The following is a 13,145-nucleotide window of genomic DNA, read 5'->3' as shown; positions in this document are numbered from 1 at the left end:
GTTAGGAGGTTATTAAATGTTTGGGTAGATCTTCAACGCGCTCACACACCAATTGATCCATCACTTGTTTGAATTGGGTTTTGAGCATCCCGATGGTGTGATCTCCGCCTTTGTTACCTAGTGCGCCACAGCCGTACATAAAGGAGCGTCCCATAAAAGTGAATTTAGCACCACAAGCCATCGCACGCGCGATATCTGGCCCTGAGCGTAAACCACTGTCCATCATTACTTCAATTTGATCCCCGTAGGTGGCTGCAATTTCTTTTAACGAATTAATCGTTGATTGTGCAGCATCCAGTTGGCGGCCGCCGTGATTAGAAACGATGATTCCATCAAAGCCCATTCTTATGGCATCCTGAGTGTCTTGCAACGATTGTACACCTTTGAGTACTAGTTTTCCCTTCCAGCGATCGCGGATGGGTTTTATTTTTTCTTCGTTGAGTTTTCCTGAAAAGGTACGGTCCATAAACGCGCCAAGTTGTTTCAGATTTAAACCTTCCGGCGTATAGGGTTTTAGGTTTTCAAAGGTGGGCTGACCGTGTTTAAGCGTGTTAAACGCCCAAGTAGGTTTACCTAAAATCTGCATAATATTTTTGGCAGACATCTTTGGCGGAAGTGCGAGTCCGTTTCTAAAATCTCGTGGTCGGTAGCCAAAAGTAGGTACATCACACAGCAGCACTAAAACCGGACAACCGGCAGCTTCGGCACGGTCTATAATGTCGTTGCGCACCGCATCTTCAACAGGATTATACAACTGAAACCACGCATTTCCTTCGGTGAGTTCGCTGGCCTTTTCAATATTCATTGTGGTCACCGTACTCAAAATAAACGGAATGTTATTTTTATGCGCTGCTTTAGCCAAGATCGCTGGCGAATTGGGCCACATCAGTCCTTGTAATCCCACCGGAGCGATACCAAATGGCGCGTCAAATTCCATCCCAAGTACTTTGGTCTTCGTCGAACTTTGTCCGTAATTGTTGAGGTAACGCGGCTGTAGCTGTACATCGCGTATTTCTGAAGTGTTGCGTTGTATGCTTACATCTTCATTACAACCACCATCCAGATATTCAAAAGCAAAGGCGGGAACGCGCTTTTTTGCTTTGGAGCGTAAATCATCAACCGATGGATATGCAGTGTCAAAGGAGTTAGCCATAGTGTTTATTTAGCGATGAAAGGAATATGCTTTTTCATCGAATAATTTTTCTTTAAAAATTTAGAGTTCAGTTGGGTGTCAGAGATACAAATCGCTGCGCCTAAGGCAGATCCCAGCGAGGAGTCTGTGGTGCGCAATTCCATTGTTCTGAAGTGATGCGATAACAAATGAATATAGATATCGTTATCGCTGAAACCACCGTCAACAAAGAGTTTTTCGATGGTCATATTCCCTTTGGCGCTTTTAATACTCTCTACTTGAAGTAGCACGAGTTCCATCATTAAATGATGATAGGCGTCCTCAAATGAGGTATAACGCAAATGGGTTTCTTCAGGCATTTCAGGATCGACAATCGATTCCCATTTAAATAGCTTTTCAAATTCTTTTACGATCTCGTAATGAATCTCGGGATCAAATTTTACCGTCTTGTGATAGTCTTTGTCTACGCCGTAGTGCTCAGTGAGCTTTTTTACTTGAATGCTGTATTCATTACCCAAGAAAAGGCGGGCCGATTTAACTGGTTTTCCATTAATGCGCATATAATTGATACAATCATCTGCCACATCTTTTTTGCTCAAAGTGCGTTCTACAAACGGATTTAACGCGATACTCCAGGTTCCCGTAGAAATCAAAATAAATTGATTTTTAAGACTGCGTACATACGGAAGCAAAGCCGCAGAACTGTCGTGAATACCCACGCCAATTTTAATACGCTTACCGTTATAATTCATATTGATGCTCGTTTCGGTAGAAACGATAGGCGGGAGGATCTGATCTAAGTTTTCGGCATACACCCAATCGTGATAATCTCTTTTTTCAAAATCCCAAAGCGAGGTATGACAACCTATACTGGTGTACTCGCTCAGCGGAATTCCCGTAAATACAAAACTTAAATACTGCGGAAGGTGTAAAGAATACCTAATTTTCTTAAAAACTTCCGGCTTGGTATTTTTCAACCAGTAGAGTTGCATTCCGGCATTGAGCATTCCAGAGCTAGACGAACCAGTTTTTTGATGAAAATCTTCTTCCGGACCGTATTTCTCGTAAAAGCTGTCAATAATTTCCTGCGGAATCGATTTCGTATAATTATATAGCGGGAAAATCACATCGCGGTTCTCATCGAGATGTACTAAGCTAGCCCCGTATGAAGAAAAATTGATGGCTTTGATATCATACTTTTCAGTTTTGAGCATACGGTCAAAAACGGTTTTTAACCAATCGCGAAGTGCTGAAAGATCTTCGGTAGGATGGTCGTCTTCATCTGTGATTTCATCAAACTGAACGTACTCGCGATAAACCTCTTGAAATTCAGCATCAAAAAGAAAGAATTTTTTATTGGTTTTCCCTATATCAAATACTGCCGTAACTGTTTTCTTCATCTACTCTTGCTTGCAGTTTATAGCCCTGTCGCTACTGTGTTTTTTCCTCTTGTTTTAATAAGTGCATCACGCACGCCTAGATCGCGGTAGGCCGCAATAGGATTCAGTGCACCGCCGGTTTTTAGGCGTGCCTCCTGAACTAATGGTCGTACATCGGTGCGGTATGCAGTTTGTAAAATCTCTTGACACAAGGTAACGTCGTTATTTTCCTGAGCCGCTCGTAAAGCCTCTTGATCGATCAAGAGGGCCTTAGCATAGGCTTCTTGAATCGCTTCAAGCGATTGAATCAAATCTTCAAGCGGATCTTTAAGGTTATGACTCGCATCGATCATCCAGCCCAATTCCGGGTTTTGTGGATTGTTCTGCATTCCGTAAACCAACTCGTTAAAGATCAGGAAAAGTGCATACGGTTTGATACTTCCAACGGTGATATCATCATCACCATATTTACTGTCATTAAAGTGAAAACCTCCAAGTTTGCCTTTCAGCATTAAGATGGAAACAATTTGTTCAATATTCGTGTTCGGAAGGTGATGTCCTAAATCTACCAAAGTGTACGCGCGTTCACCGCAGCCGTTGGCAAGCATTAGCGACGTCCCCCAATCCTGAATAACCGTACTGTAGAAATAAGGCTCGTAAGGTTTATACTCGATAAACATTTTCCAATCTGCCGGCATATCTTCATAGATCGAGATCAAGCTGTTTTGGGTATGCGTTAGTGCAGTCTGAAAATTGTTTTGCCCAGGAAAGGAAGCACCGTCAGCTAACCATACGGTCAAGCTTTTTGATCCTAATTTATTTCCGATCTCTACCACTTCTTTATTGTGAGCAATCGCTTGCTCACGTACCGCTGCACTGGTATTACTTAGCGAACCGTATTTATAGGTTTCCTTTTGATTTTTTTGATCCTGAAAGGTGTTGCTGTTTACTGCATCAAACTTGATCTTGTTAAGCGCAGCGAGTTCTTTGATCGCATTGTAATCTTCCGGCACATCCCATGGAATGTGTAATGATATAGCTCCTGCCGTTTGTGTTAGCTTATGAATAAGCCCGATGTCTTCAATTTTTTGTTCTAAAGAAGCAGGTTCCCCTCCATAAGAGAATCTTCCGAAGCGGGTTCCGCCGGCACCTAATGCCCAGCTGGGAATCGCCACTTGAAAATCGGCTAGTTTTTTAATAACCTGATCTACATCGACGTCAGAATTCGACAACGTTTGAGTTAAGAAATCGAATTGAGATTTATGAGTAGAAAGGTTTTTTGCGTTAAGATCTTGTAGTTGTTGTGTTTCGATATTCATTGGAAGACAAATTTGGAGGATATTAAATTAACAGAAACTCCTGAGACTAGAAACAGAATAAGGAGTTTCCTGATAATTAAAACAATTCAATTAAAATTAGCGCACAAAAGCATTGGCCATACCACCGTCTACGTTGATGGTATTTCCGGTACTTTTTTGCAGTACGCCCACACAGGCAAAAACACCGTCTGCAATATCATCTGGCAGGATGATCTCGTTAAGCAAATTACGTTTTGCGTAGTGTGCAGGTAAGTCTTTAACTTCGATACCGTACGCTTTTGCGCGACCTTCGGCCCAAGCGCCTTCCCAGATCTTGCTACCTACGATAACACCATCAGGGTTTACGGTATTTACACGAATTTTATCACCGCCTAATTCTGCAGCGAGTAGGCGTGTCATATGTTGTTGAGCAGCTTTTGCAGTACCATAACCTACGTTATTAGGCCCTGAAACGAGTCCGTTTTTACTTGCGATATTCACAATGTCACCGCCTAAGCCTTGCTTGCGCATAATCGCAACACCTTCCTGAGCCATTAAGAATTGCCCTTTAACAAGTACATTCTGTAAAAGATCCCAATCTTTTTGTGTCGTATCTTCTAATGCTTTAGAAATTGCTAATCCTGCAGAGTGGATCACGATATCTACACCACCAAAGGCCAAGCAAGCTTCTTTATAGGCTTTTTTAATAGCTTCTTCACTGGTAACATCGCAAACCGCACCGGCAACTTGATCTTTTTTATAGGTCGCAACAGCTTCTTTTAAAGCTTCCTCGCTCATATCGGTAAGTACGACATTAGCACCTTCAGCAACAAGCTTATCTGCGATCGCTTTACCAATTCCGCCGGCAGCACCGGTAACCAAAGCTACTTTGCGAGAAAGCGGTTGCTCTTTAGGCATACGTTGCAATTTTGCTTCTTCAAGCAACCAATATTCGATATCGAATGCTTCTTGGCGTGGCAATGAAGTGTAACTGGTGATCGCTTCTGCACCGCGCATTACGTTGATGGCGTTGATGTAGAATTCGCTTGCTACACGTGTGGTTTGTTTATTTTTAGCAAAGCTGAACATCCCTACTCCGGGGAAGATGATGATCACAGGGTTAGGATCACGCATCGCCGGACTGTTGTCATGTTTACAGCTTTCGTAATAATCTTTGTATTCCTGACGGTATTGCTCAAAAGAAGGTTCTAGTTTAGCCAATACTGCTTCGGTGTCGTCAAGATCTGCGTTTTTATCTAAATCTAGAATTAATGGCTGAATCTTAGTACGCAAGAAGTGGTCAGGGCACGAAGTCCCCATTGGAGCTAATTTTTCCAGATCATTACTGTTAATGAACTGAAGCACCGTGTCACTATCAGTAAAATGACCAATCATACGGTTTTCGGAAGAAGCGAGTCCGCGAAGGAGCGGCATTAATTTAGCAGCCTGATCTTTACGCTGATCTGCCGGTAAACTTTCGATCTTTTGTCCGCCAAAAACGTTTCCGTTTTCCTTTACCTTTTTCTCGATATAAGAAGACGCTTTCTCGATCACTTCAAGACTATTGATATAGCATTCGTAAGAAGTATCTCCCCAAGTGAATAAACCGTGGCTTCCTAGGACAATTCCGCGGATTCCAGGGTTTTCATTTAGGCATTTTTCTAGCTGAAGGCCAAGGTCAAAGCCAGGGCGCTGCCAAGGTACCCAACCCATTGTGTCACCCCAAATTTCTTTGGTGATTTTCTCACTATCTTCTGCCGCAGCAATTGCGATAAGCGCATCAGGATGCAGGTGATCTATATGTGCAAAAGGAAGTAAGCCGTGCAGTGGCGTATCAATAGAAGGTGCTTTTGAATCTAAGTCGTAAATACAATGATTAAAAAGGCCTACCATACGGTCTTCATCTTCAAGCCCGCCGTAAACATTTTTAAGGTTTCTCAGGCGCTCTGTATATAAACCGGCAATTCCTTGTCGGGTTAGCGTACCTATATCACCTCCAGAACCTTTTACCCACATCACTTCGACGTCTTCATTAGTAAGCGGATCTTTTTCTATGGTTTTGCAGCTGGTATTACCGCCGCCGTAATTTGTTATTCTTAAATCTGCGCCAAGGATGTTAGAGCGATACAGAAAAAGAGCAACCTGATCGTCTCCTAATTCTGCCGCTTTTTGTTCATCCCAAAGATAATCTACGTGGCTAAAAGTTTTTTCCATTTTTAGTTTGTAAAGGTTATAGCATCTGACCCAAAAATAGATGTAAACAAAAAGGATAGCATCCTGTGCTGTACTGCAACATATTTGTTTTAATACGCTAATCTTTTGATTAGTTTTACAAAACACAAACAAACACACGCTTCTTATCTATGTCTCAAAATGTAAACATTAGTATTAATGAAGATTCTCGAATACCCAAATACAAGCAGATCGTTGACTCTATAATTAATGATGTAGCGAAAGGAAAATTAAAGATTGGGGAGAAAATTCCATCTATCAATGAACTGAGTGAATCTGCTTATTTAAGTAGGGATACTGTTGAAAAAGCGTACAAGATTTTAAAAGAACGCAAGGTGATCATTTCGGTGAAAGGGAAGGGGTATTACACCGCAAAAACCGAATTGATTTCGCGTATTAATGTGTTCTTCCTCATCAATAAACCCAGTTCTTATAAGATGATGATCTTTAATCATTTTGTGAACACTTTAGGCGTAAATGCGCACGTAAACCTGTATATCTATCACTGTGAAGAGTCTCTGTTTGTAAATGCTATTGAGAAGAATCTTGGCGCTTATAACTATTACGTTATCATGCCACATTTTAAAGACAATGACCTTAATCACATAAGTTTTACCCCCGAAGTCTTGAAAGCCATTGAGCTAATTCCTAAAGATCAACTGCTAATGGTAGATAACACCAAGCCTGAGATCAAGGGTAATTATGGTTCTATCTATCAGGATTTTAAAGAAGATATTTTTAACGCGCTCAAAGAAGGAATGGATAAGCTTAAAAAGTACGACAAGCTTATTCTAGTTTATCCTGAAAAACTCATTCACCCGTATCCAAGACGTATTATGCACGGCTTTAAGCAATTTTGTATGCAATATGATTTTGAGTACGAAATTCTCAATGAGATCTACGATGATATGGATTTTGAAAGTCGCGATGTTTACATCACGATCGAGGAAATGGACTTGGTAAATCTTGTGCGTCAGATACGCGAGCGCAATTTGACTATGGGTAAAGATATTGGCGTGATTTCTTACAACGAAACACCGTTAAAAGAATTACTAGGCATCACCGTGATCAGTACCGATTTTAAAGCGATGGGCGAGACCGCCGCCTATATGGTCCTTAAAAATAAAAAAGAAAAGGTCAAAAACGTATTTAAATACATTGAGCGCAACAGCGTTTAATATTAATTGTAAAATATACGTTTATCATAACAGTACAGGATAGCTTATTAGGTTAAGAATTGTAATTTTCATTTTTATTGGCGAGGCCATAGGGTTTAAGACGCCATCCCAATAGTTATCGGGATGCCTCAAAATTGAAAATTTGTTTCCAACTAATGCCTCACGGGCTTGCCCTGAGATAGTTTACCCAAAACGTGTTATGTATAAAATTTTTCAAATGCTTGTTTTGATTGTGGCTTCAATGCAATCGATTGCGAGCCAAACGAACACTCATTATTTTGACTTCGGAAGGAAGGCAACCCAGGCTGATGCGACTTTCATTGCAACAGCACTTCCTTATACTCCTGCTTCGGGTTATGGTTTTGATCTGGGTACAGCCTATCGGGTAGCAATTCAAGAAGAAGGGTTTAAAGCCACAATGCCGGTGTATTTTTCGGTAGATCTTCCTGAAGGAAATTATAAAGTCACGGTAACTTTATCAGGCAAAAACACCGAGATGACGGTTAAAGCCGAATCAAAAAGGCTCTTTCTAGCGCAAGAACGTATCGCCTCATCAAAGGCAGCTATTCAAACCTTCACGCTTAGCCTTTTCAATAAAACGATCGAGCCCGGTTATGATGTTGGACTTAAAGAGCGCGAACTAGCCAAATTAGATTGGGATAAGAAGTTAACGCTCGAGTTCTTAGGGAGCAGTACTGTACAATCAATAAAGATCGAACCTGTAAATCAGACAAAAACCTTGTTTTTAGCGGGGGATTCTACGGTAACCAATCAAGATGTGGAGCCTTGGGCTTCTTGGGGTCAATTTATTACGGCCTACTTGAACGAGGAGATCGCTGTCGCCAATCAAGCTTCTTCAGGTGCTTCTCTGGCGTCTTTTAGAAGTAGTAGAATCGATAAGATCTTAAACCAATTAAAAGAAGGCGATTTTGTAGTGATCGAGTTTGGTCATAACGATGAGAAGGTAAAAGGAGAAGGCGCAGGAGCATACGGCCTCTATACTTCAATAATGACCGATTTTATAAAACGGATTAAAGAAAAAGGCGGTACTCCTATCTTAATTACGCCTACACAACGTCGTGCTTTTGACGGGAAAAAATTAAAACCTACACACGGTGAGTTCCCTGATGCAATGCGTAAAGTTGCTCAAAACGAAGCGGTGGCATTAATAGATCTAACCAAAATGACGACCAAAATGTACGAAGCCTGGGGCCCGCAATTATCTCGTAAGGCTTTTGTACAGTATGCCGCAAATATGTTTCCGGGGCAGCGGGAAGCTTTAGAAGATAATACGCACTTCAGCAATTTTGGTGCTAATGAGGTTGCGCTGGCGATTCTAAGCGGTCTGCGCAAAAGCGATTCTGAACTTAAAAACTATATCGCTAAAGATGCACCAAGTTACGATCCTGATACACCCAATCTTCCTGAATCGTACACCCTTCCTTACAGCAGTTTGTTTGAATCCCTAAAACCTGACGGAAATTAAAATTTAACCCAGTTGTTTATGAACCTTAAAACACGCATACTTTCAGTTTTTTTACTGGCAAGCAGCACGTTTATCTGTGCGCAACAAACCCATAAAATAATGCTTTCGGGGCCTGATTTTGAACATCCTAAAACTTGGGATTTTAAAGTTTCAGAAGGAAATAACAGCGGAAAGTGGTCAACTATTGAAGTTCCTTCGCATTGGGAATTGCAGGGCTTTGGCGAGTACACGTATGGTCGCTGGTATAAAGAACTGGAGCAGGATGAACCCAGTAAAGAAGAAGGCTTTTACAAACTTGATTTTGAGATGCCTGCTTCAGCAGAGGGACAGGTTGTTAGCATTCATTTTGGTGGAGTAATGACCGATACCGAAGTGAAAATAAATGGGGAAGTGGTAGGGCCGAAGCATCACGGCGGTTTCTATGAGTTTGAATATGATATTACTGAGTTTCTAAATTTTGGGGACGACAACCTACTCGAAGTGCACGTCTGGAAGCATTCTGAAAATAATACCGTAAACAACGCAGAGCGAAAGGCCGACTGGTGGCTGTTTGGCGGGATATATCGTCCGGTTTGGCTCGAAGTAAAACCACAAACACATATAGATCATATCGCCGTTGATGCGCAGATGGACGGAAGCCTAAAGGCTGTTCTGGATTTAGTGAATCCTTCAGAAAATCTAAAGGTTCTGGCTTCGTTGAGTCCATTAGAAGGGAATGAAACTTTTGAGGTAAAAACCATTGACCTCACTGCCGAAAACGAGCAAACCATCGCCACACAATGGAGCAAAGTAAAACCTTGGGATCCTGAACATCCTAATTTATATACGCTGAAACTGGAATTGCAAAAAAATGGAAAAACCGTGCACGAAGTTTCAGAACGCATCGGTTTTAGAACCTTAGATTTTAGAAAACGCGACGGAATTTACCTAAACGGAACCAAGCTCGTGATGAAAGGGATCAACCGCCACAGCTTTTGGCCGGAAGGTGGTCGCAGTACCAGCAAACGCATCAGTGTGATGGATGTAAACCTGATCAAAGATATGAATATGAATGCAGTGCGTTTTCATTATCCGCCTGATGATCATTTTCTTGCCGTATGTGATTCTTTGGGGCTTTTGGTGTTAGACGAACTCGCCGGTTGGCAGAATCCGTATGATACAGAAACCGGCGAACAATTGATCAAGGAGATGGTAGATCGCGACGTAAACCATCCTTCGGTGATCATTTGGGACCAAGGAAATGAAGGTGGATGGAACTACGATCTCGACGATGATTTTGAACGACACGACCCACAAAATCGAATTGTAATTCACCCGTGGTCTGATTTTAACGGTTGGGATACCCATCATTATCCAACCTATTTGACTGGTGTGCACCGCTTCGGAAGTGGAGAAAATGTGTTTTTTCCTACTGAATTTATGCACGGAACGTACGACAATGGGATAGGAGCCGGACTCAAAGATTTCTGGGAACATTATAGCGAAAGTCCGTTGTTTGCCGGTGGATTTATGTGGGTATATAGCGATGAAGCTGTGCTGCGAACCGACTGGACCGGCGAGGAGAAATTTGATTCTAAAGGCAACCTTGCTTCCGATGGTGTTTTAGGTCCGCATCGCGAGAAAGAAGGCAGTTTCTACACGGTGAAAGAAGTATGGGCACCAGTCCAATTTCAACCGAAAGCAATCACAGAAACCTTTGACGGAAGTTTTCTTGTTACCAATGCGTATTTATTTAGCAACCTAAACACCGTAACGATGAATTACAGGGTGATGGAAGCCGGAGCGGGAACAATGTACAACCCCAATACCAAAGCCAGGGTTGTAGCTTCTGGAGCTATCGATCTTCCGAATGCTGCACCCGGTGAAACCCGAAAAATTACAATGCCGGTAGCGGCTGATTTCTTTAAAGGAGACTGGCTGGAGATCACCGCCAGAGATCAATATGGGCGCGAGATCTATACCTGGACGTGGGCGATACATAAAGCAGATTACTTTGCTGATAAGTTGATCTATCAAGAAGCGGTTAAGAAATCGGCTAAAGCTACACAGGATGAAAATCTGGTCACTTTGAAAAGCGATAAGGTCACCCTAAAACTGAATGCACAAACCGGTTACATCACAGAGGTAAAAAGTGAAAAACGTAATATACCTTTTGTGAACGGTCCTAAGCCTATTGGGATGAAAGCTGAGGTAGAAAAAGTTACCTTAACTCAAGAGGGGAAAAATGCGGTTTGTAGAATTGATTATAACGGCGGGATTGATCACATCACCTGGACGATGTATCCTGATGGTCGTGTGCATATGAAAATGATCGCACTTAAAAATGCAGGCCGAAATAGTGGTTTTGACGGGGCATTTTATGAAGGCGATATCGATAAATTTGGAATCACTTTTGACTTTCCAGAAGAAGGAGTTGAGGGAATTACGCTTTTTGGCCGCGGACCATACCACACATGGCGCAACCGCTTGCAAGGAATTGAATACGGTATTTGGGAAAAAGAATACAATACCACCATTACCGGAGAAAGTTTTGAAAATTTGGTTTATCCGGAGTTTAAAGGATTTTATGCAAATTTCCTTGCCGGAAATCTTCAAGCCGGGAAAAATAGCTTCAAAGTATTTAGTGAAAGCGATAAATTATTCCTGCGCTTATTTACACCGGATGAGGCACAAAATGGCTTTAGAGGCAGTCATTTTCAGCCCTCATTTCCTCCGGGGAATATCTCATTTATGTATGAGATTCCGGGGCAACGTGCCTTTAAACCTTTATCGCAACAGGGACCTAGTAGTCAGCCTTCAAACATTAGGATCAAGAGCGGCGACGATGGGATCTCTATGAAACTTTGGTTTGACTTTAGAACAGATGTAGACTTAAAATAGAATTAGATATGAGAATAGTTTCAGCATTTTTAGTGCTTTTTTCGGCAGTGCTTTTTACAAGTTGTGATACTGCACAGGCTCAAAAACCCACGGTCTATTGCGTGGGAGATTCTACAGTAAAAAATGGCAGCGGTAAAGGAGATGGAGGTCTTTGGGGCTGGGGCGATTATATCGGTCAGTTTTTAGATACTACAAAAGTTTCGGTTAAAAATCACGCCTTGGGCGGAACCAGCAGCCGCACTTTTCAAAGCAAGGGGCTTTGGCAGCCGGTTTTAGACAGTTTGCAAAAGGGCGATTATGTTTTGATTCAGTTTGGGCATAATGATAGCGGAGCGCTCAACGACGATTCGCGCGCTCGTGGAACCATCAAAGGAACAGGTGAAGAAACTGAAGAAATAGACAATATGCTCACCGGTGAACACGAAGTGGTGCACAGTTATGGCTGGTACATTCGTAAAGTGGTTACCGAAGCAAAAGCGAAAGGAGCGATTCCTGTAGTTATGGCACCAATTCCCCGTAACGACTGGATGGATGGACAAGTGCCCCGCAATGATGAAAGTTATGGCGGTTGGGCAAAACAGATCGCTGAAGAAGAACAGGTGACCTTCATCAATCTTAACGATAAAATGGCTTCGGAAATGGAAAAGCGGGGCGAGGATCAAGTCACCGGTCATTTATTTTACAAACGCGATCACACGCATACTTCGGCTAAAGGAGCGGTTTTAGCAGCCTCGTTGATCGCAGAAGGACTTCAGGAAAGTGATAATTCATTAAAAGAATATGTGCTTGAAAATCCTGAGATCACGCTTCCGCAAAAGCATAATTTATTCATCATTGGAGATTCTACGGTGGCCAATAATGGTCAGGATGGGAAAACCGGTTGGGGCGTCTATCTTCCGCAGCATATAGACACCACTAGAATGAATGTGTATAACAAAGCGCGTGGGGGAAGAAGCAGCCGTACCTTTCGCTATGAAGGACTTTGGGATGAAGTAAAAGAGCGATTAGAACCCGGAGATTTTGTACTGATGCAATTTGGTCATAATGACGGCGGACACGTAGATCAGCCTAAATATCGCGGTTCTTTAAAAGGAATGGGCGACGAAACGCAAGAGGTGCAGCGCGATAGTACAGGTGTTGAGACTGTACATACATATGGCTGGTATATAAAGCAATACATCAAAGAAACCGAAGCTGCGGGAGCAACACCAATTGTGTTGAGTATGATTCCTCGTAACGAATGGCCTAATGGAAAAGTGGAACGCCCCACCGAATCTTATGTGAAATGGGCGAAAGAAGCAGTGGATGAAGCCGGTGGGTACTTTTTAGATCTGAATGAAGCCGTTGCTCAGAAATACGAAGCGATGGGTAAAGAAAAAGTTGCCGAATTTTTCCCCGATGATCATACCCATACCAATCACGCGGGAGCACAATTAAATGCGCTTACGGTTGCAGAACTGATTGAAGGATTGCGCAAATCAGACTTGCGGGATTATGTGTTTATCGCTTCTGAAGAATAGAAATCGATTTTATGAACTAATAACAAAGCCCGGTGTTTCC

At 42.3% G+C, this 13,145-nt stretch carries 8 protein-coding genes; 4 read left to right on the top strand and 4 right to left on the bottom strand.

The window, feature by feature from the left end:
- Position 1 precedes the first annotated feature (1 nt).
- From BUA96_RS02915 to BUA96_RS02900, 4 genes are all read right to left on the bottom strand, one after another.
- Positions 2–1,153, bottom strand: a complete 1,152-nt coding sequence (locus tag BUA96_RS02915) for an alpha-hydroxy acid oxidase (RefSeq protein ID WP_072980157.1) — start codon at positions 1,151–1,153, stop codon at positions 2–4.
- Between the two features lie 5 nt (positions 1,154–1,158).
- Positions 1,159–2,532 carry an FGGY-family carbohydrate kinase gene (locus tag BUA96_RS02910; protein ID WP_072980155.1) on the bottom strand — a complete coding sequence of 458 codons (1,374 nt, stop codon included), beginning with the start codon at positions 2,530–2,532 and terminating at the stop codon, positions 1,159–1,161.
- A 17-nt stretch (positions 2,533–2,549) separates the two neighbouring features.
- Complete coding sequence (locus BUA96_RS02905) at positions 2,550–3,830, bottom strand: sugar isomerase (protein ID WP_072980153.1); 1,281 nt, start codon at positions 3,828–3,830, stop codon at positions 2,550–2,552.
- 96 nt (positions 3,831–3,926) lie between these two features.
- A complete protein-coding gene (locus tag BUA96_RS02900) occupies positions 3,927–6,023 on the bottom strand; it encodes a bifunctional aldolase/short-chain dehydrogenase (protein ID WP_072980151.1) in 2,097 nt (698 codons plus the stop codon).
- Between the two features lie 149 nt (positions 6,024–6,172).
- On the opposite strand from BUA96_RS02900, the gene BUA96_RS02895 reads away from it, so the two are divergent.
- The 4 genes from BUA96_RS02895 to BUA96_RS02880 all read left to right on the top strand — a co-directional run bounded on the left by BUA96_RS02895 (position 6,173) and on the right by BUA96_RS02880 (position 13,105).
- The gene (locus BUA96_RS02895; RefSeq protein ID WP_072980149.1) at positions 6,173–7,219 is read left to right on the top strand and encodes a GntR family transcriptional regulator; all 1,047 of its coding nucleotides are present in this window, start codon (positions 6,173–6,175) and stop codon (positions 7,217–7,219) included.
- 199 nt (positions 7,220–7,418) lie between these two features.
- A complete protein-coding gene (locus tag BUA96_RS02890) occupies positions 7,419–8,705 on the top strand; it encodes a rhamnogalacturonan acetylesterase (protein WP_233430599.1) in 1,287 nt (428 codons plus the stop codon).
- An 18-nt stretch (positions 8,706–8,723) separates the two neighbouring features.
- Complete coding sequence (locus BUA96_RS02885) at positions 8,724–11,585, top strand: glycoside hydrolase family 2 TIM barrel-domain containing protein (RefSeq protein WP_072980147.1); 2,862 nt, start codon at positions 8,724–8,726, stop codon at positions 11,583–11,585.
- Positions 11,586–11,593: 8 nt separating this feature from the next.
- The gene (locus BUA96_RS02880) at positions 11,594–13,105 is read left to right on the top strand and encodes a rhamnogalacturonan acetylesterase (protein ID WP_072980145.1); all 1,512 of its coding nucleotides are present in this window, start codon (positions 11,594–11,596) and stop codon (positions 13,103–13,105) included.
- The last annotated feature ends 40 nt before the right edge of the window (positions 13,106–13,145 follow it).

The sequence above is a fragment of the Leeuwenhoekiella palythoae genome, from assembly GCF_900130045.1.
GTDB lineage: Bacteria > Bacteroidota > Bacteroidia > Flavobacteriales > Flavobacteriaceae > Leeuwenhoekiella > Leeuwenhoekiella palythoae.
Note: the sequence above shows the minus strand (reverse complement) of the source record. Positions and strands in the feature narration are given on the sequence as shown.